General features: G+C 74.5%; 16 protein-coding genes. 7 read left to right on the top strand and 9 right to left on the bottom strand.

Going from position 1 to position 18,957, the window contains the following annotated elements; genetic code table 11:
- Nucleotides 1-92: 92 nt before the first annotated feature.
- Nucleotides 93-1,478 (bottom strand): LacI family DNA-binding transcriptional regulator, encoded by a 1,386-nt coding sequence (locus tag I4I81_RS08435; protein WP_218602539.1) that lies wholly within the window; start codon nt 1,476-1,478, stop codon nt 93-95.
- Nucleotides 1,479-1,590: 112 nt separating this feature from the next.
- Nucleotides 1,591-2,418, bottom strand: coding sequence for a formate dehydrogenase accessory sulfurtransferase FdhD (gene fdhD / locus I4I81_RS08430; protein WP_218615942.1), 828 nt, complete (start codon nt 2,416-2,418; stop codon nt 1,591-1,593).
- An 80-nt stretch (nt 2,419-2,498) separates the two neighbouring features.
- Between fdhD and I4I81_RS08425 the strand changes: the two genes are divergently transcribed.
- The 3 genes from I4I81_RS08425 to I4I81_RS08415 all read left to right on the top strand — a co-directional run bounded on the left by I4I81_RS08425 (nt 2,499) and on the right by I4I81_RS08415 (nt 7,499).
- Nucleotides 2,499-4,418, top strand: a complete 1,920-nt coding sequence (locus I4I81_RS08425; RefSeq protein WP_218605455.1) for a molybdopterin oxidoreductase family protein — start codon at nt 2,499-2,501, stop codon at nt 4,416-4,418.
- Between the two features lie 94 nt (nt 4,419-4,512).
- Nucleotides 4,513-6,366: an NADH-ubiquinone oxidoreductase-F iron-sulfur binding region domain-containing protein gene (locus tag I4I81_RS08420; RefSeq protein WP_218605454.1), complete on the top strand. Its 1,854-nt coding sequence runs from the start codon at nt 4,513-4,515 to the stop codon at nt 6,364-6,366.
- A 218-nt stretch (nt 6,367-6,584) separates the two neighbouring features.
- Nucleotides 6,585-7,499, top strand: coding sequence for a 2Fe-2S iron-sulfur cluster-binding protein (locus I4I81_RS08415; protein WP_218605457.1), 915 nt, complete (start codon nt 6,585-6,587; stop codon nt 7,497-7,499).
- Here the strand turns inward: I4I81_RS08415 and mobA are convergent.
- The 6 genes from mobA to I4I81_RS08385 all read right to left on the bottom strand — a co-directional run bounded on the left by mobA (nt 7,450) and on the right by I4I81_RS08385 (nt 13,610).
- Nucleotides 7,450-8,313, bottom strand: a complete 864-nt coding sequence (mobA, locus tag I4I81_RS08410) for a molybdenum cofactor guanylyltransferase (protein ID WP_218615941.1) — start codon at nt 8,311-8,313, stop codon at nt 7,450-7,452. The genes I4I81_RS08415 and mobA overlap by 50 nt on opposite strands.
- A 70-nt stretch (nt 8,314-8,383) precedes the next feature.
- Nucleotides 8,384-9,790, bottom strand: a complete 1,407-nt coding sequence (locus I4I81_RS08405; protein WP_218606337.1) for an MFS transporter — start codon at nt 9,788-9,790, stop codon at nt 8,384-8,386.
- 187 nt (nt 9,791-9,977) lie between these two features.
- Nucleotides 9,978-10,823 (bottom strand): arylamine N-acetyltransferase family protein, encoded by an 846-nt coding sequence (locus I4I81_RS08400; protein ID WP_218615940.1) that lies wholly within the window; start codon nt 10,821-10,823, stop codon nt 9,978-9,980.
- A gap of 50 nt (nt 10,824-10,873) precedes the next feature.
- On the bottom strand, nt 10,874-11,911 hold the full coding sequence (locus I4I81_RS08395) for an adenylate/guanylate cyclase domain-containing protein (RefSeq protein ID WP_226363829.1): 1,038 nt from the start codon (nt 11,909-11,911) through the stop codon (nt 10,874-10,876).
- Entirely contained in the window at nt 11,912-12,361 is a 450-nt protein-coding gene (locus I4I81_RS08390; RefSeq protein WP_218604588.1) for a universal stress protein, read from the bottom strand.
- A gap of 64 nt (nt 12,362-12,425) precedes the next feature.
- Complete coding sequence (locus I4I81_RS08385) at nt 12,426-13,610, bottom strand: lycopene cyclase family protein (RefSeq protein ID WP_218604589.1); 1,185 nt, start codon at nt 13,608-13,610, stop codon at nt 12,426-12,428.
- Nucleotides 13,611-13,656: 46 nt separating this feature from the next.
- Between I4I81_RS08385 and I4I81_RS08380 the strand changes: the two genes are divergently transcribed.
- Entirely contained in the window at nt 13,657-15,087 is a 1,431-nt protein-coding gene (locus I4I81_RS08380) for a deoxyguanosinetriphosphate triphosphohydrolase family protein (protein ID WP_372453639.1), read from the top strand.
- Nucleotides 15,088-15,112: 25 nt separating this feature from the next.
- Here I4I81_RS08380 and I4I81_RS08375 read toward each other — a convergent pair whose 3' ends face one another.
- The gene (locus tag I4I81_RS08375; protein WP_218604591.1) at nt 15,113-15,892 is read right to left on the bottom strand and encodes an SDR family oxidoreductase; all 780 of its coding nucleotides are present in this window, start codon (nt 15,890-15,892) and stop codon (nt 15,113-15,115) included.
- A gap of 113 nt (nt 15,893-16,005) precedes the next feature.
- On the opposite strand from I4I81_RS08375, the gene I4I81_RS08370 reads away from it, so the two are divergent.
- From I4I81_RS08370 to I4I81_RS08360, 3 genes are all read left to right on the top strand, one after another.
- Nucleotides 16,006-17,628: an ABC-F family ATP-binding cassette domain-containing protein gene (locus I4I81_RS08370; RefSeq protein WP_218604592.1), complete on the top strand. Its 1,623-nt coding sequence runs from the start codon at nt 16,006-16,008 to the stop codon at nt 17,626-17,628.
- A gap of 287 nt (nt 17,629-17,915) precedes the next feature.
- Complete coding sequence (locus I4I81_RS08365; RefSeq protein WP_141276274.1) at nt 17,916-18,125, top strand: helix-turn-helix domain-containing protein; 210 nt, start codon at nt 17,916-17,918, stop codon at nt 18,123-18,125.
- Nucleotides 18,126-18,151: 26 nt separating this feature from the next.
- Nucleotides 18,152-18,943: an enoyl-CoA hydratase/isomerase family protein gene (locus I4I81_RS08360; RefSeq protein ID WP_218604593.1), complete on the top strand. Its 792-nt coding sequence runs from the start codon at nt 18,152-18,154 to the stop codon at nt 18,941-18,943.
- Nucleotides 18,944-18,957: the final 14 nt, after the last annotated feature.

The raw sequence follows: 18,957 nt of genomic DNA, 5'->3' as shown, positions 1-18,957 counted from the left end.
GGCGGTGGGCGAGCCCGTGAGAGCGCGCTCACACCGTGCGGAGAGAGTGTCCCCGATCGTGCGAGAAGTCAAGAGAGCGCTCTCACGAGCGTCTACGCGGAGTCGCGGCGCACGATCTCCGTCGGCAGGATCACGGGGGCCTGCGGTTCGCCGCCGTGGGTGATCTGGTCGAGCAGCAGCGTGGCCAGGGTGCGACCCATCTCGACCATCGGCTGGCGGACCGTCGTGAGCGCGGGCTGCGCGGACGCCGCGATCGCGGAGTCGTCGAAGCCGACGACCGCGAGATCCTCGGGCACGCGACGGCCCAGCTCGCGCGCGGCCTGCAGCGCCCCGGCCGCCATCAGGTCGTTCGCGGCGAAGACGCCGTCGATCGCGGGGTCGGCGGCGAACAGGTCGAGCATCGCGCGCCGCCCCCCGGCGATGCTGAAGTCGCCGTCGGCCGCCCCGGCGTCGACGATGTCGTGCGCGGCGAGCTCCGCCCGGAACCCGTCGACGCGGTCGACGGACGCGGCCATGTCGAGCGGGCCGGTGATCGTCGCGATCCGCCTGCGCCCCAGCTGCGCGAGCAGCCGCACCGCGGCCATCGCCCCGCCCACGTTGTCGGCGTCGACGTAGGTGAGCGGGGTGCGCGACTCGTGGGCGAACGGGCGCCCGGACAGCACGACCGGCACCCCGGCGTCCTGCAGGCGGTGCGGCAGCGGGTCGTCGCCGTGCAGGGAGACCAGGATCGCACCGTCGAGGTGGCCGCCGAGCGCGAACCGCTCGAAGCGCTGCCGCTCGACGTCGTCGCCGCTGACCACGGCGAACACGAGCTGCATGTCGTGGCGCGCCACGACCCCGTGCGCACCGTGCAGGACCTGGGAGAAGTAGGGGTCGGCGAAGAAGCGGTCCTCGGACTCGGCGACGACGAAGCCGATCGAGTCGCTGCGCCGCGTCATCAGCGAGCGGGCCGCCCGGTTGGTGACGTAGCGCAGCTCGGCGGCCGCGGCGAGCACCGCGTCGCGGGCCTCGGGGCCGACCGTCGTCGACCCGGACAGCACGCGGCCGGCCGTGGCCCGGGAGACCCCCGCGCGTGCCGCGACCGACTCCAGTGTGGGCGCCCCGCGCCCGTCCCGCACCGCCATCGGCCTCGCCTCCGTCGTCCGCCGCACATCGTCGCAGGTGGCCCGGCGCCGGACCGACCGCGGGACGATCGGCAGCGTGACGTGCGAGGGCCGCGCGGCGTGGTGGAACACCTCCTGGCGGGCCGGCGCGAACGCGGTGGCGCGCACCGCCTCCTCACCGGTCTGCGGGTAGCGGACCCAGCGCGGGAAGCAGCTGGATGCGATCTCCACCCGCAGCCGGTGCCCCGCAGCCACCACGCAGGAGGTCGCCCACAGGTCGATCTCGTAGGCGTGCGCGCGGCCGGGCTCGATCGTCGCGGCCCAGGCCACGGCGTCGGCGTCGTCGGGTCCCTGCTGCGCGAACGGGTCGAACACGCCGTCGGACCTCCCGCGCCCGCGCACGTCCCGCGGGTGCTCATCTCGACGTCGGGCTCGGTCGCGATGGGCACGTGATCACCCTGTGCCGTGGGGACCCGGGGCGCAGCGGTCAGCCGGTGGCGATCCGCTGCGCCCCCGCGTAGACGTTCATGGTCTCCCCGCGCAGGAATCCGACGAGCGTGACGCCGGTGTCGTCGGCCAGCTCGACCGCGAGCGAGCTGGGCGCGGAGACCGCCGAGAGCATCGGCACCCCGGCCATGACCGCCTTCTGCACCAGCTCGAACGACGCCCGCCCGGACACCATCAGCACCGTGCCCGCCGCCGGGACCCGCCCGTCGAGCAGGGCCCACCCGAGCACCTTGTCGACGGCGTTGTGCCGGCCGACGTCCTCGCGCGCGACGAGCAGCTCGCCGTCGGTGGTGAACAGGCCCGCGGCGTGCAGGCCGCCGGTGGAGTCGAACAGTTTCTGTGCCGCGCGCAGCCGGTCGGGGAGGGCGCTGAGCAGGGCGGGGGAGACCGTCATCGGGTCGGCGGCGGGGGAGAAGCGGGTCTTGAGCCGGACGGCGTCGAGGCTCGCCTTGCCGCACACCCCGCACGACGACGTCGTGTAGAAGTTGCGCTCGATGCTCGCGTCCGGCGGCTCGACGCCCGGGGCGAGCGCCACGTCGAGGACGTTGTAGGTGTTGCGGCCGTCGTCGTCGAAGGAGTCGCAGTAGCGCGCGGTGGAGATGTCGGCCGCGCTGCCGAGCACGCCCTCGGTCAGCAGGAAGCCGTGGGCCAGCTCCACGTCGTGGCCGGGCGTGCGCATCGTGACCGACAGCGGCTTGCCGTCGACACGCAGCTCCAGGGGCTCCTCGACGGCCAGGGTGTCGAGCTCGCGCCGCGCACCGTCCGGGCCGATCCGGACCACCGGTCGACGGATGCTGAGCCGGCCCATCATTTCCTCCAGTGACCCAGGACACGAACGATCATCTATCGTGTCCCACGGTAGTCCTGTTCCCGTTGGAAGGACCGACGATGCGCCGCCGCCGTCCCCGTCACGTCCGGATCACCGAGCCCATGGTGCGCGAGAACGGCGTCCTGCGCCCCGCCACCTGGGACGAGGCCCTCGACCGCGCCGCCGCCGGGTTCCGCGGCGTGGCGCCCGAGGCGTTCGGCCTGTTCAGCTGCTCCAAGGCCACCAACGAGATGAACTACACCGCGCAGAAGTTCGCGCGGGTGGTCATGGGGTCCAACAACGTCGACTCCTGCAACCGCACTTGACACGCTCCCTCGGTCGTCGGTCTGACGGCCACGTTCGGAGCGGGTGGCGGCACCTCGTCCTACGTCGAGGCGGAGCACGCCGACCTGCTGGTCCTGTGGGGCTCCAACGCGCGTGAGACCCACCCGATCTTCTTCCACCACGTGCTGCAGGGGCTGAAGAACGGCGCCCGGATGTACTCGGTGGACCCGCGGCGCACGTCCACCGCGCAGTGGGCCGACGCGTGGCTGGGCCTCGACGTCGGCACCGACATCGCGCTGGCCAACGCGATCGGCCGGGAGATCATCCACGCCGGGCTGGTCAACGAGGCGTTCGTCAAGCGGTCCACGGAGCACTTCGAGGAGTACCGCGCCACGGTCGAGCCGTACACGCTGGAACGCGCGGCGGAGATCACCGGCGTCGACGCCGCGCTGATCAAGGAGCTGGCCCACGCCTACGCCAGGGCCGACCGCGCGCAGATCTGCTGGACCCTCGGCATCACCGAGCACCACAACGCCGCCGACTACGTCTTCGCGCTGATCAACCTGTCCCTGCTGACGGGTCACGTCGGGCGTTACGGCTCGGGGCTGGTGCCGTTGCGCGGGCAGAACAACGTGCAGGGCGGCGGCGACATGGGCTCGATCCCGGCCAAGCTGCCCGGTGGCTACGACGTCGGCGACGACGTCGCGCGCGCCCGCTACGAGCAGGCATGGGGCGCCACACTGTCGGTGAAGCCCGGCATGCACCTGTCGCAGATGTTCGAGGCGATGGAGACCGGTCAGCTGAAGGCCCTGTACTGCATCGGGGAGAACCCGGCGGAGTCCGAGGCCAACGCCACCCACTCCCGGCACCTGCTGGAGGGACTCGACCACCTCGTCGTCCAGGACATCTTCCGCACCGCCACCGCCGACATGGCCGACGTGGTGCTGCCCGCGGCGGCGGACTGGTGCGAGTACGAGGGCACGGTCACGAACTCGGAGCGGCGGGTGCAGCGCGTCCGGAAGGCGATCGACCCGCCCGGTCAGGCCCGCCCGGACACCCACATCATCTGCGCCGTCGCCGACCGGCTGGGGCAGAACTGGGGTGCGCCGACCGCCGAGCAGGTCTGGGACGAGCTGCGGTCGCTGTCGCTCAACTGGCACCACGGGATGTCCTACGAGCGGCTCGACGCGCTCGGCGGCCTGCAGTGGCCGTGCCCCACGCTCGACCACCCGGGCACGCCGCTGATGCACGCACGGCTGTGGGAGTCCGGCGAGGCGCGGGGGAAGGCGGCGCCGTTCACGCCGGTGGAGCACGTGCCGCCGGTCGACACGCTCACCCCCGAGTTCCCGATCCGGCTCACCACCGTCCGGGTCCTCGACGCCTACAACTCCGGGGTGCAGACCGGCGGGTACGCCTCTCCGCTGCGCCGCCGGGAGGCCCTGCGGATGGACGCCGCCGACGGTGCCGCCCTCGGCATCGCCGACGGCGACCTCGTGCGCGTCACGAGCAGGCGGGGATCGGTCCAGGCGCCGGTGGCGTTCGACCCGAGCCTGCGGCCCGGGCTGGCCAGCTTCACCCCGCACTTCTCCGAGGAGGTCGACGTCAACGTGCTGACGAACGACGCCTGGGACCCCAAGTCCGGGACCTCGGAGTTCAAGGCGACGGCGGTGCGCATCGAGCGGGTGGCGGTGACGCTCCCGGCGGCCGGCAGCTGATGGACGACCACCGTGCCCACCCTGCCGTCACCGTGCAGACGGCGAGACGTGTGCACGGCGACGGCAGGACGTGCACGGTCGACTAGGGAGCTTCGTGGATCTTCGTATTTCGTCGGCATCGCCGAGTGACGCCGAGCGGGCCGCCGTGGACGCGGTCCTGGGCGGGACCGGTGACCCGCACTTCGCCGACGCCGGGCACGCGGCCCGGGCGCGCCGTCACCTGCTGCTCCCCGCGTTGCACGCCGTCATGGACGCGGTCGGGTGGATCTCCCCGGGTGCGCTGAACCACGTGTCGCGCCGGCTGTCGGTGCCGCCCGCCGACGCCTACGGGGTGGCCACGTTCTACGCGATGCTCGCCACCGAGCCGCAGGCGCCACGCGTCGTGCACGTGTGCGACGACGTGGCGTGCGGTCCGTTCGGCGGGGAGGAGATCCTCTCCGCGCTCGACGGCGGGCCGGACGGCGTCGAGGTGGTCCGGAGCCCCTGCCTCGGGCTCTGCGAGCGGGCCCCCGCGGTGCTGTTCCAGCTCGCGGGCGAGCCCGACTTCTCGATCGCCCCGGCCCGGCCCGCTGACGTGACCGAGGTGGCGTCCGGGGTCGTGAGCGGCGAGGCGGGCCAGGGCGCAGGGCACCGTGCACGGGAGGCCGACGCCGCCTTCGCCGACGCCTCGGTCAGCGTCCCGCAGGTGGGGGACCCGGACCTGCGGCTGCTGCGCCGCGTCGGCGTCGTCGACCCGGACAGCCTCGACGACTACCGCGCCCACGGCGGCTACCAGGCCCTGCGCCGGGCCGTCGAGCTCGGGCCGACGCGGGTGATCACCGAGGTCACCGACGCCTCGCTCACCGGGCGCGGCGGCGCGGCGTTCCCGACGGGCGTCAAGTGGGACGGCGTGGCGAAGGCCCCGGAGCGGCCGCACTACCTGGTCTGCAACGCCGACGAGTCGGAGCCGGGCACGTTCAAGGACCGCGTGCTGATGGAGTCCGACCCGTTCGGGCTGATCGAGGCCATGACCATCGCCGGGTACGCCACCGGCTGCGAGCGCGGCTACCTCTACATCCGCGGCGAGTACCCGCTGGCCACGCGCCGCCTGGAGCAGGCGATCGCGGCGGCGCGGACGCGCGGGTACCTGGGCGAGGACGTCATGGGCGAGGGGTTCGCCTTCGACATCGAGCTGCGCCGCGGCGCGGGCGCGTACATCTGCGGCGAGGAGACGGCGCTGCTGAACTCCATCGAGGGGTTCCGCGGGGAGCCGCGCAACAAGCCGCCGTTCCCGTCGGTGAAGGGCCTGTTCGGCAAGCCCACCGTGATCAACAACGTGGAGACGCTCTACAACGCGCTCGACGTGCTCGCGATCGGCGGGCCGGCGTTCGCGTCGATCGGGTCCGGGCGGTCCACGGGTCACAAGCTGTTCTGCCTGTCCGGCGCGGTCGCGGTGCCCGGTGTCTACGAGGTGCCGTTCGGCACCACGCTGCGCGAGCTGCTCGATCTCGCGGGTGGGCTGCGCGGGGAGCTGCGCACGATCCTGCTCGGGGGTGCGGCGGGCGGGTTCGTCATGCCCGACCAGCTCGACGTCGTGCTCACCCTCGAAGGATCGCGGTCGATCGAGGCCACCCTGGGCTCGGGGGTGGTGATGGCGTTCGACACCGACGCCGACCTCGTCGGCACCCTGCGCCGGATCGCCGCGTTCTTCCGCGACGAGTCGTGCGGGCAGTGCGTACCGTGCCGGGTGGGCACGGTACGGCAGGAGGAGTCGCTCGCCCGGCTGGAGCGCGGCGCCCCGCGCGGGCCGGAGCTCACGCTGCTGGGCGATCTCGCCCGCGTCATGCAGGACGCGTCGATCTGCGGGCTCGGGCACACCGCGCCCGCCGCGGTGCAGTCGGCGCTGCGGCTGGGGCTGCTCGACACCCCGGTGGACGGGGCGCGCAACGGGAAGGTGTCGCACCGATGACCACCACGAACCCCGACGGGGCGCCCGAGGCCGACGCCGGGGGCGCGCCCGTGCCCGGTACCGACACCGTCGGCGACGGCCCGCCGGTCGGCGAGCACGCGGCGGAGTCCCGTGAGGCCCCGGCGGGGCCGGTCGGCCCCACCGCGGTCGATCCGGTCGCGCCCGACCGCGCCCCGGCCGCGGGCGGCGGGCCGGTGCTGCTGGGCCGGATCCGCCGGATGGTCACCCTCACCGTCGACGGCGACGAGCTGCGCGTGCCGGAGGACGCCACGATCCTCGACGCGCTGCACGCCGAGGGCACACCGGCGCAGGCCGACACCCCCACGCTGTGCTGGGCCCCCAACATGGACCCGATCAACGCCTGCCGCGTGTGCGTCGTGGAGGTCGAGAACTCGCGGGTCCTGGTCCCGTCCTGCGCGCGGAAGGTCGAGGACGGGATGGTGGTGCGCACCGATTCGGAGAAGGTGCGGCACAGCAGGAGGATGGTGCTGGAGCTGCTGGCGTCCTCGGCGGACATGAGCCAGGCGAGCGCCGACGTGGCGCGCTGGACGGCCGAGTACGGGGTCGACGCCGCGCGGTACGGGCCGCCGGCGCCCCCGTCGACCGACCGCGACACCCGCCACGCCGGGCACCACCACGCGCCCGACGGGGCCACCGCGGAGACCGTCGCGCAGCCCGTGAAGATCGACAACGACCTCTACGTACGCGACTACTCGCGCTGCATCATGTGCTACAAGTGCGTCAACGCCTGCGGGACCGACGCCCAGTTCACGTTCGCGATCTCCGCGGCGGGCCGCGGTTTCGACGCCCGCATCGCGACGGAGTTCAACGCGGAGCTGCCCGATTCGGCGTGCGTGTACTGCGGCAACTGCATCGGGGTGTGCCCCACCGGCGCGCTGAAGTCGGTGCGCGAGCACGAGCTGCGCTCCGACGGCGACTGGCACCCCGACGAGGAGACCGTCACCACGACGATCTGCTCGTTCTGCGGTGTCGGCTGCAACCTGGAGCTGCACGTGCAGCAGGGCTCGATCGTCAACGTCACCAGCCCGGCCGACCACTCCGTCACGCACGGGCACCTGTGCATCAAGGGCCGGTTCGGGTTCCAGCACGTGCAGAACCTGCCGCAAGCCTGACGACGTCGCCGGTCGCGAGCGGGGTCAGGGGGTCGTCCACGCGGCGGCCGTCCAGGATCACGGCCCCGACGCCGAGCGCGCCGACGGTCGCGGCGCGGACCGTGCGCAGCCCGACCCGGACGACCGGGGCCGGGACGGCGCGGGCGGCGGCGTAGTCGTCGGGGGCGTTGACGTTCGTCAGGGAGTCCAGGTCGGGGTCGAGACGGGCGACGTCGGGGTCGGCGAGCAGCGCGGCGTCGTCGAGGACGGCGACCGTGCACCGGTCGTAGAGCATCCCGGGTCGGAGCTTCCCGCCCGCGACCAGCGAGGCGACCAGTGGCGCGAGCGACGTGCGGTAGGCCGCGGCGAGGGGCTGGCGGAAGCCGCGGGCGTGGGGGAGTGCGACGTCGACCCCGCCGACCCCGTCGACCCCGTCGACCCCGTCGACCCCGTCGACCCTGCCGACCCCGCCGACCCCGTCGACGACGGCGCGGAGGACGTGGCGCACGAACGCGGGGTGCAGGAACGGCAGGTCGGTGGAGCAGGCGAACGCCACCTCGGCGCGTCCGGCGAGTGCGGCGAGCCCGGCGCCGATCCCGGCCAGCGGGCCGAGCCCCTCGACCGGGTCCTCGACGACCCCGACGCCGTCGGGGAGCGCCGGGAGCACCTGCCCGGGCGCGGCGACCACCAGCACCGGCCCGTCGACGACGCGGGCGAGCAGGGCCGTGGTCCGGTGCAGCAGCGTGGACCCGTGCCACTCGAGGTCGGCCTTCGCCGTGCCCATCCGCGACGACCGGCCCCCGGCCAGCACGAACGCGCCCGCTGCGGTGCCCACGCGGGCGATCCTACGGCCGCTCGCACACAGCTCCGGGGGCCGGCACACAGGGCCGGACCCGTGTGCGGGCTCAGGCGGCGAGTGCCTCCAGCCCGGGGTGCGGGCGCAGGGCCGGTCCGGAGTCCCCGGTGAGGGTGCGCAGGTCGTCGCCGTGGCGGCGCGGCACCGCCGAGCCGCGCAGCGCCGCGGGGCGGGTGGTGGCGGCGAAGCCCCGCGACAGGATCCGCAGCGACGGGATCTGCAGCGACGGGATCTGCAGCGACGGGCCGTCGACGTCCCGGGCCGCGGCGGTCGCGAGCCGCGCCAGCGTGGCCCGGACCGCGATCCGGGGCCGCTCCATCGCCACCACCAGGGTGAGGGCCGCGGCGACTACCGCGAGCACGGGCACCGTGGCCAGCGCGACCGGCAGCCCGGAGTGCTCGGCGAGGAACCCGATGACGGGCGGCCCGCCCAGCAGGCCGCTGTAGCCGACGGTCGAGGCCAGGGCGACCCCGCCGGACCCGCCCAGCGCCCCGGCCCTGGCGATCGTGACCGGGAACAGGTTCGCGAACCCCAGCCCGACCAGCACGAACCCGGCGAGCGCGAGGGGGGCCGACGGGGTGAGCAGGGCGAGCGCCATCCCGGCCGCGGCGAGCAGGGCGCCACCGCCGAGCAGGCGGGTCTCCCCGAACCGGCTCAGCAGCCGCCCGCCCGCGAGCCGACCTGTGGCCATGGCCAGCGAGAATCCGGCGTAACCGGCGGCGGCGAGCCCCGCGGACGCGCCGAGGGTCTCGGCCAGGTGCAGGGCACCCCAGTCGGTGAGCGCACCCTCGCCGAACGCCGTGCAGCCCGCGATCACCCCGAGCAGGACGACGATCCCGCGGGTGCGGCCGACCGGGCGCCCGTCCGCGCCGCCGCCGTCCGGGGCCGTGTCCGCGAGTCGGCCGAGGTCGCAGGAGGTACCGGCGACGACCGCGAGCCCGACGACGCCGACGCCGACGAGGTGTGCCGCGACCCCGATCGAGCTGGAGACCAGCCCGCCGACCGCGGCCCCGGCCAGTCCGCCGATGCTGAAGGCGGCGTGCAGGGCGGGCAGGAGCGGCCGCCCCGCGCGGGCCTCGACCTGCACGCCCGCGCTGTTGACGGACACGTTGAGCAGCCCGGTCGCGGCGCCGAAGACCACGAGCGCGGCCCCCAGGACCGGGACCGAGGTGGCGGCCCCGGGCAGGGCGACGGCGAGCGAGGCGAGCGCGGCCGCGGCCGTCGTGACGCGCCCGGCCCCGAACCGCGCGCACAGCGCGCCGGCCGGCTGCATCCCGGCCAGCGCGCCGAAGGACAGGCACAGCAGCGCGACGCCGAGGGTCGCGTGCGTCGCGCCGACCCGGTCGGTGACGTCGGGGATCCGGGCGGCCCAGCTGCCGAACAGCAGGCCGTCGAGGGCGAAGACGGCGGCCACGGAGGTGGTGGGCGCGCGCAGGCGCGCGAGAACGTCGGACATGGGGAGGACCTCGGACCGGGCGGTGCGCGTACGGCGTCGGTTGCCGTCGCGGGGCCCGGCGGTGTCGCGGGCGGTCGGGAGGAGACGCACGACCGCGTGCGCCGCGCTCCATGGTGCGACCGGACCACCCCCTCGGCGCAAGCCAGTGCCTGGTGAGTGTCCTCACGATCGATTCAGAAGTGACGTGTCAGAACAGGCGGACCAGGTGCGTCTCCAGGTCCGGGAGCCCGGACGTATCGATCAGCAGGTCGCGCTCCAGCACCGTGCGGACCTCGGCGGGCGACCCCAGCTCGTGCCGCTCGCTCGGCCCTCCGAGGTGGTGCACCGAGAGCACGGCGCCCCCGCCCCCGACCCCGCCCACCCCGACCTGGCCGCCGAGCGCGAACCGCCGGTCGGGTGCGGCGCGGCCGGCTGCCAGCCCGGTGACGAAGCCCGAGCGCGGGTGCCGCGAGACGTACCAGTTGCCCACCTCGAAGTCGATCTCCGGCGCGGTGCGCGGCTCGAAGCGGTACATCGGCCGCCACTCGTCGCCGATGCGGGCCTGCATCTCGTGGATCTCCCCGTCCCCGGCCCGGTCGAGGTGCAGCCGGAACGGCTCGTGCGGCGTCTCCTGCGTGTCCTCCGCGACGACGGCGAGGACGCCGGTCAGGGTCTGCCCGCCGAACCCGACGTCGACGAGGTGCGGGCCTTCCGGCAGGTCGACGCGCAGCAGCATGTGGGTCTGCGCCGACGGTGGCGCGCCGGGCGGGCTGCCCCACACGACCCTCGCCGCGAGACCGGTGACGGAGTAGCCGAGCCCGTCGAGGACGGAGCGGAGCAGCGTGTTGTGCTCGAAGCAGTACCCGCCGCGGCCGCCGTCGACGAGCTTGGCGGTGACGGCGGTGGGGGAGATGTCGACGTCGCGCCCGGTGAACGGGTCGAGGTTCTCGAACGGGATGGTGCGGGTGTGGGCGGCGACGATCGCGCGGAGGCCCGCGAGATCGGGCCGATCGGGGGCGGGGAGCCCGATGCGGGCGAAGTAGCGGTCGCTCATGGCCGCGATCGTGCAGGCTGCACCCGGGTCGAGGTCAAGGGTGTTCGGGTTCAGGGGCGTTCGAGCAGCCACGGGTGCAGGCTGCGGTAGCCGCGGACCGACACCGGCCGCAGGGAACGCACCCGGAACCGTTCGTCGTCGGCGAGGGCGTCGGCCACCACGTCGTCGACGAGGACGGTGTCGGGCCGGGCGTGGGTGGTCAGGCGCGAGGCGATGTTGACGACCTCGCCGTACACGTCGCCGTAGCGGGTGAGCACCGACCCGGCGGCGAGCCCGATGCGGAGCTGGGGCAGGACGTCCTCGGCGCGGACGCGGTCCTGCAGCGCGAGCGCGATCGACGCCGCGGTCGGGGCGTCGTCGGCGACGAACAGCACCTCGTCACCGACCGTCTTGACGATGCGGCCGCGCCCGTCGGCGATCACGTCGGTCGTCGTGGACCCGAACCGCTCGATCATCTCGGAGAGCTCCTCGGGCGAGCGCTTGCGCGTCGTGCGGGTGAAGCCGACCATGTCCGCGAACCCGACGACGAGCGGCCAGGTGTCGCTCCCGTCACCGGGACCGGCGGCGGTGGCCATCATCCGGTGCACGGTGGCGGCGAGGTGGCGGCGCCACACATAGCTCTGCAACTGCTCCAGCGCCGGGATGACGGCGGCCGCGACCTGCAGCGACTCGACGGGCGTGAGGTCCTCGGTGTGCCCCTCCAGTAGTCGGCGCAGCATCCCGACCTGCCACTCCGCGAGCCGCGACATCGACTGGGCGACCGCCCGGGCGACGGCCTCGCGCACCTCCGGTTCCAGCACGCCCGCCTCGGTGAGCCCGGCCATCAGGCGGACCGCGGCGACGTCCTGGTCGGTGAACAGCACCTCGTCGTCGCCGACCTCGGCGAAGCCGAGCGAGCGCCACAGCCTGCGACCCTCGGCGAGGTCGAAGTCGGCCGCCTCGGCCAAACCGGCCCGGGTGTAGCGCCGGGGCGCACCGAGGACGATCTCCTCGATGGCCTCGTCCAGCGGGGCGTCCCCGGCCAGGTGCCGGACGACCGCCCCGTTGAACAGCCGGCCGACGCCCGCGAGGAATCCGCGCCCCGCCACTCAGGTGGTGTGGACGATCAGCACGTCGACGCCCGAGCGGCGCGCGACGTCCGACGGCACCGAGCCGAGGATGCGGCCCGAGAGCGTGTTGAGGCCGCGGTTGCCGACGACGAGCAGGTCGGCGTTCGCGTCGTCGGCGGCCTTGCGCAGCACCTCGACCGGGTTGCCGTCGGCGGCGACGGTGCGGATCTGCTGCGCGCCCGCCGCGACCGCACGCTCCTCGGCGGTGCGCAGCGTCTCCTCGGCCGGGGTCCAGCCGACGACGAGGTACGCCTCGTCCTTCAGCGCGTCCTCGGCGCCGGCGGTGTCGTCGCGGCCGGCCGGGGTGTACGCGCAGACGATGACGAGCTCGGCGCTGCTGTCGGCGGCGACCGACGCGGCGCGGTCGACGGCGGCGAGCGAGGTGTCGGAACCATCGGTGCCGACGACGATGGTGCGGTACGCGGACATGGGGCCTCCGTCTCGGGGGACGCCAGGTTACTCCCGGTAGCACTCGGTTGCCGCACCGGCTCCCTCACCCGATCGGGCCAGTCCCGTCGTTGCTCCGGCGGGGCAGGAAGGCGGGTCCGACCAGCCTGCGGCGCAGCGTCGGGTCGGCGGCCGCGAACAGCGCACCCATCGTCGCGAGCGTGCCCCGCAGGTCGTGACGCCCGGACAGATAGGCGCGGCGATGCCGGTCGGGCAGGGCGAAGAAGACCTCGAAGAAGCCCGGCACCTCATCGGCCGGCATCCGGAGCAGCGCCTCCAACCCGATGCCCCGGACGTGGTGGACCACCCGGGCGGCGGGCGGCCAGACGGTGGCACGGGCGGCCGCCAGCGCGGCGTCCGGGTGGTGCGCGATCGCGCGGGCCACGACGGGGGCGAGGCCCAGCGCCGTGGCCAGGCTGTACCCGCTCGCCGGGTGCACCAGCGGTGCGGCGGCGCCGAAGCCGAGGACGTGCGGCGCGCGGTGCACGGGCCGGTCGAGCGGGAAGGACACCTTCTCCACCGCCGCGTCCGGGGGCGGGACGATCCCGTGGTGGCGCAGGCGGGCCAGCAGCCGCCGGCGCAGGACCGGGAGCGGCAGGCCGGGACGGCGGGCGAGCGAGGTCTCCTCCAGCAGCACCCGGCCGCCGCCGAGCGGGATCGCGTAGAGGAACGTCGGCGGGCCGGGTTCGCCGTGGTCGGGGCGCCAGTCCATGAACAGGGCCTCGCCGGGTGCGACGAGCGGGGCGGCGAGTGGCTCGTCGACGACGACGCCGTACGCGGTCTGCTCGGCCGCCGCCCGGGCGGCGCGCCGGCCCCGCAGCGGCTGCGCGCGCCCGCCCGCGTCGACGACGACCCCGGCCCGCAGCTCCGTGCCGTCGGTGAGCACCGCGGTGCCCGCCGCCGGGGACGCGACCGCGCGCCCGGCCCGGACCCGCACCCCACCGCGGGCCATCCGGGCGTCGAGGTGGGTGCGCAGCGCCGCGACGTCGAGGACGGCGTAGGTGCGGTCGAGCCGGTGCGCGGTGAGCGCGATCGCCCGACCCGCTGCGCGGGCGGCGACGACGTCGTCGGGCAGGTCGGGCAGCTCGTCGGCCCAGACGCCGTAGGTGGCAGGCCATGCCCGGTCGGGCGCGGGATCGAGCAGCGTGGTGCGCAGGCCCAGCGCCCCGCACTCCGCGGCCAGCGCGCGACCCGCCGGGCCGCCGCCGACGACGAGTACGTCGGGGTCCATGCCGCCAGTTCTACCCGTCACCCGTCCACGGCTAGCGTCTGGACCCGTGAGCGATCCGACGGTCCCCGCCCGCACCTCCCGGCGTTCCGGGCCGGGGGAGTCCGGGGCGGGGCTGGCGGCGGGCCCGTTCCGCGTCGACCGCGACCGGATCGTCGCCTCGCCGTTCTTCGCGCGGCTCGCGGGCGTCACCCAGGTCGTCAGCCCGGCGGGGACGGGCCTCGTCGTGCACAACCGGCTGACCCACTCTCTGCAGGTCGCGCAGGTGGCCCGGGCGATCGCGGAGCGGGTCACGGCCGGCTTTCCCGACGCGACGTGCGACCCGGACGTGGTGGAGGCCGCGGCACTGGCCCACGACCTCGGGCACCCGCCGTTCGGGCACCTCGGCGAGCAGGTCCTCGACCGCCTCGCGCGCGAGCGCCTCGGGCTGCCGGACGGCTTCGAGGGCAACGCCCAGAGCTTCCGGATCGTCACCACCATCGACCTGCACGGCCCGACGGGCACCGGCCTCGACCTCACCGCCGCCGTCCGCGCCGCGATCCTCAAGTACCCGTGGACCCGGCGCGGGTACCCTGACCCGCACCCCAGCCGGGCCGCGGTGCCGCCGCGCGGGGGCGGGCCGCTGCCCGGCGAGCCGGCCGCGGGGTCGGCGAAGTTCTCCTGCTACGAGACCGAGCTCGACGACCTGCGCTCCGCCCGTGCCGCGTTCCCGGACACCGGCCCGTGGCGCCAGAGCGTCGAGGCCGCGGTGATGGACACCGCCGACGACGTCGCCTACGCCATCCACGACCTCGAGGACTTCCACCGCGTCGGGGTGCTGCAGCAGGCCGGGGTCGCGGCCGAGCTCGCGGGCTGGCGGCGCCACCGCGGCACGTCCGGACCGGGCGCCGGGCTGGAGGCGCTGCGGCGCCGGCTGGCCGACAAGGACGCCTGGGCCTACGACGACGACCTGTTCGCCGCGGCCGTCGACCGCGTCCGCGACGAGCTGGTCGACGGCCTGCTCGGCGTCGCGTTCGACGGCTCGATGGCCACGGAGCGGGCGGTCGCGGAGTTCTCCGCGCGCTGGACGGCCCGTCTCGCCGGGGGCGTGGTGCTCGATCCCGACCCGCCGGTGCGCTCCGGGCCGGTCGCGCTCGCCGGGCCGCAGTGGCACGAGGTCGCGGTGCTCAAGTTCGTCCACCAGCGGTTCGTGCTCGGTCGCGCCGACCTGGCGTCCTATCAGCGGGGGCAGGGGACGGTCCTCACCGGACTGGTCGGAGCGCTCGCCGACTGGCTCGCCGACGACGACGCACCCCGCCTCCCGCCGCGCCTGCACGACCTGGCGGAGCTGGCCCGCAGCCAGGGGGCACCGCTGGAGCAGGCGCGCGGCCGCGCGGTGATCGACTACACGGCGAGCCTCACCGACGGCCAGGCCGGTGCCCTGCTCGACGTCCTGACCGGGCGCACCGGCCGGATCTGGACCGACGCGGCCGTCCTCTGAGGGCGGCCCGGACGACGGGGGAGGGTCAGACCGAGCCGAGGCTGCCCGTGGCGAGGATCCCGCCGTCGACGCGGACGGTCTCGCCCGTCATCCAGCTCGCGGCGTCGGAGACGAGGAAGCCGACCACGTTCGCGACGTCCTCCGGCTCGCCCAGGCGCTTCATCGGGTACGGGGCGCTGGCCTTCTCCTCGCCCTCCGCGTAGAGCGCGGCCGCGAACTTCGTCTTGACGACGGCGGGCGCCACCGCGTTGACGCGGATCGACGGGCCGAGCTGCCAGGCCAGCTCCTCGGTGAGCCGGATCAGGGCCGCCTTCGACGCGCCGTAGGCCGGGATGACGCCGTTGGAGCGCAGGCCCGCGACCGAGGCGATGTTGACGATCGTGCCGCCGTGCTCGGCCATCCACGCGCGGTAGGCGAGCTGCACGTAGGCGAGCGTGGCGACGACGTTGGTGTCGAAGGTCTTGCTCACCGCGGCGAGGTCGACGTCCATGAGGAAGCCGTAGGTGGGGTTGATGCCGGTGTTGTTGACCAGGATGTCGAGGCGGCCGAAGCGCTCGACCGTCTGCGTGACCGACGCCTCGCGCGACTCCGCGGAGCTCGCGTTCGCCGTGATCGCCAGCACGCGCCCGGCGTCGCCGCCCGCGTGGTCGGCGGCCAGCCTCTCCGCGGCGGTGTTCAGCTCGTCGGGCTTGCGGGCGGTGATCGTCACCGACGCCCCGCGGGTGAGGAGCTCGGCGGCGATCGCGTAGCCGATTCCGCGGCTGGCGCCGGTGACGAGGGCGGCGCGGCCGGTGAGATCAGTCATGCGGCGACCCTACGTCGGGAATCCCGGTGCCCCGGCCGGTACTCTGGTCGCCGTGATCCGGATCGGGTAGCGGCCGTCTTCGGCCCACGTCCCCCGAACCCTGGAGTCCTCTCGTGATCACCGCCACCGACCTGGAACTGCGTGCCGGGTCCCGCATCCTGTTGTCCGGGGCCACGCTGCGCGTGCAGCCCGGTGACCGGATCGGGCTGGTCGGGCGCAACGGCGCCGGCAAGACCACCTCGATGCGCGTGCTGGCGAACGAGGGCGAGCCCTACGGCGGCGGCGTCCACGCCAACAGCCCCGTCGGCTACCTCCCGCAGGACCCCCGCGAGGGCGACCTGCTCGTCACCGCGAAGGACCGCGTCCTCTCGGCCAAGGGCCTCGACGTGATGCTGCGCGAGATGGAGAAGGCGCAGAACGCGATGGCGGAGCTGGTCGACGGTGCGGCCAACGACAAGGCCGTGCGCGACTACGGCCGCATCGAGGAGCGCTTCTCCGCACTCGGCGGGTACGCCGCGGAGAGCGACGCCGCCCGGATCTGCGCGCACCTGGGCCTGCCCGACCGCATCCTCAACCAGCAGATCGCCACGCTCTCCGGTGGCCAGCGCCGCCGGGTCGAGCTCGCGCGCATCCTGTTCTCGGCGACCGACGGCGGCGCGTCGAGCAACACCACGCTGCTGCTCGACGAGCCCACCAACCACCTCGACGCCGACTCGATCACCTGGCTGCGCTCGTTCCTGCAGAACCACGACGGCGGGCTCGTCGTGATCAGCCACGACACCGACCTGCTCGCCGACGTCGTCAACAAGGTGTGGTTCCTCGACGCCACCCGCGGCGAGGTCGACGTCTACAACATGAACTGGAAGCGGTACCAGGAGGCGCGGGCGACCGACGAGAAGCGCCGCCGCCGCGAGCGCGCCAACGCCGAGAAGAAGGCGTCGGTGCTGCACACCCAGGCGCTGAAGATGGGCGCGAAGGCCACCAAGGCCGTCGCCGCGAAGAACATGGCCCGCCGCGCCGACGAGCTGCTGGCCAACCTCGAGCCCGAGCAGCAGCACGACCGCGTCGCGAAGATCCGTTTCCCGGACCCGGCGCCGTGCGGCAAGACCCCGCTCACCGCCGAGGGCCTGAGCAAGGCGTTCGGGTCGCTCGAGGTGTTCACCGGCGTCGACCTCGCCGTCGACCGCGGGGCGAAGGTCGTCGTGCTCGGGCTCAACGGCGCGGGCAAGACCACGCTGCTGCGCCTGCTCGCCGGTACCGAGCGGGCCGACGCCGGCGACGTCAAGCCGGGCCACGGGCTGCGCGTGGGCTACTTCGCGCAGGAGCACGAGACGCTCGACCCCGACGCCACGGTGTGGGAGAACATCCGGCACGCCTCGCCCGACACCGGTGAGCAGCAGCTGCGCACCGTGCTCGGCACCTTCATGTTCTCCGGCGAGCAGCTCCAGCAGCCCGCCGGCACGCTCTCCGGCGGGGAGAAGACCCGTCTCGCACTGGCCGGGCTGGTGTCCAGCGCGGCCAACGTCCTGCTGCTCGACGAGCCCACGAACAACCTCGACCCGGCCAGCCGCGCCCAGGTGCTCGACGCCCTGCGCCGCTTCACCGGGGCCGTCGTGCTGGTCTCGCACGACCCCGGCGCGGTGGAGGCCCTGCACCCCGACAAGGTCATCGTGCTGCCCGACGGCACCGAGGATCTCTGGTCGGCCGAGTACCTGGAACTCGTCCAGTTGGCCTGAACGGGCGATCATGAACCCGCCTGCGCCACCCGAACGCCGGTGTGACCGGGGTCTCGTTGCCCGGGAACGTCGTCCGGGTGACGGGGGAGTGGCGTCGGGGTGACTCCGCGGTGTCGGCCATGCGGAGATGATCACCCGTACGCGTGATCCATTCGGGCGAACCGCTCACCGATCATCAAGTCGATCTCCTTCTCGCGGCCTCTGACCTGGGCGATCATTGCTGCACCGGGGGGCCGGACGAGATCCCCCGCGGGGATCCGCGGGGAGCTAACGAGGAGGCGCGCGTCATGCCCGACCTGAAGAAGGGCGCCCGAATCACGGGTACCCAGCGCGACAAGCTCGCGGGCGATCTGAAGAAGAAGTACGAGAAGGGCGCCAGCATCCGGGCCCTCGCCGAGTCGACCGGCCGTTCCTACGGCTTCGTGCACCGCGTGCTCTCCGAGACCGGGGTCACGCTGCGCGGGCGCGGCGGAGCGACCCGGACCAAGAAGAAGTAGCCCTACTCGGGGGTAGCCTGCCCGGCATGACCCTCGCGGAAACCGACCTGCTGCAGCGCGGCGGCCTGACCCTGGACGTCGTCGGCGCCCGGGCCACGATCACGCTGTCCCGACCCGAGTCGCTCAACTCCCAGACCCCGCACACGTGGGCCGCGCTGGCCGCGGTCGGCGAGTCGCTGTCCGACGACGTGCGGGTGGTCGTCGTGCGTGGACAGGGCCGGGCGTTCTCCGCCGGTCTGGACCGCAGCCTGTTCACGCCCTCGGCCGACGAGCCCGGGATCAGCGCACTGGGCACGATGCCGCCGGAGGAGGCGGACCTGACGATCGCGGGGTACCAGGCCGGGTTCTCGTGGCTGCGCGACCCGGCCCGGGTCACGGTCGCCGCGGTGCAGGGCCACGCGATCGGCGGGGGGTTCCAGCTCGCGCTGGCCTGCGACCTGCGGGTCGTCGCCGACGACGTCCAGTTCTGCATGGCCGAGCCCGCACTGGGCATCGTGCCCGACCTCGGCGGCACCTACCCGCTGGTGCGGGCCGTCGGCTACGCCCGGGCCGTCGAGATCTGCCTGACCGGCCGCCGCGTCGGGGCCGCGGAGTCCGTCGCGCTCGGTCTGGCCCTGCGCTCGGTACCGGCCGGTGAGCTCGACGCCGCCGTCGACGAGCTCGCGACCGCACTGGTCTCCGCCCCGCCGAAGGCCGCCGCGGAGACGCTGCGCCTGCTCTCGGACGTGGCCGACGGCCTGGACCCGGCCGCGGCGCTGGCGGCGGAGCGCCGGGCCCAGATCCGCCGTCTGGGCTCCCTGGCCGCGGGCACCGGCTGACCCCGCGCCGCGCC

Origin of the sequence: Pseudonocardia abyssalis (assembly GCF_019263705.2) — a bacterium.
Taxonomy (GTDB): domain Bacteria; phylum Actinomycetota; class Actinomycetes; order Mycobacteriales; family Pseudonocardiaceae; genus Pseudonocardia; species Pseudonocardia abyssalis.
The sequence above is the reverse complement of the archived record's forward strand: the minus strand, read 5'-3'. Positions and strand labels throughout refer to the sequence as shown.

Coding starts and splice junctions, on each gene's coding strand:
- I4I81_RS08365 (WP_141276274.1), top strand. CDS start 17,916: ATGCCCGACCTGAAGAAGGGCGCCCGAATCACGGGTACCCAGCGCGAC.
- I4I81_RS08385 (WP_218604589.1), bottom strand. CDS start 13,610: ATGGACCCCGACGTACTCGTCGTCGGCGGCGGCCCGGCGGGTCGCGCG.
- I4I81_RS08405 (WP_218606337.1), bottom strand. CDS start 9,790: ATGTCCGACGTTCTCGCGCGCCTGCGCGCGCCCACCACCTCCGTGGCC.
- I4I81_RS08415 (WP_218605457.1), top strand. CDS start 6,585: ATGGTCACCCTCACCGTCGACGGCGACGAGCTGCGCGTGCCGGAGGAC.
- I4I81_RS08390 (WP_218604588.1), bottom strand. CDS start 12,361: ATGTCCGCGTACCGCACCATCGTCGTCGGCACCGATGGTTCCGACACC.
- I4I81_RS08360 (WP_218604593.1), top strand. CDS start 18,152: ATGACCCTCGCGGAAACCGACCTGCTGCAGCGCGGCGGCCTGACCCTG.
- I4I81_RS08375 (WP_218604591.1), bottom strand. CDS start 15,892: ATGACTGATCTCACCGGCCGCGCCGCCCTCGTCACCGGCGCCAGCCGC.
- I4I81_RS08400 (WP_218615940.1), bottom strand. CDS start 10,823: ATGAGCGACCGCTACTTCGCCCGCATCGGGCTCCCCGCCCCCGATCGG.
- fdhD (WP_218615942.1), bottom strand. CDS start 2,418: ATGGGCCGGCTCAGCATCCGTCGACCGGTGGTCCGGATCGGCCCGGAC.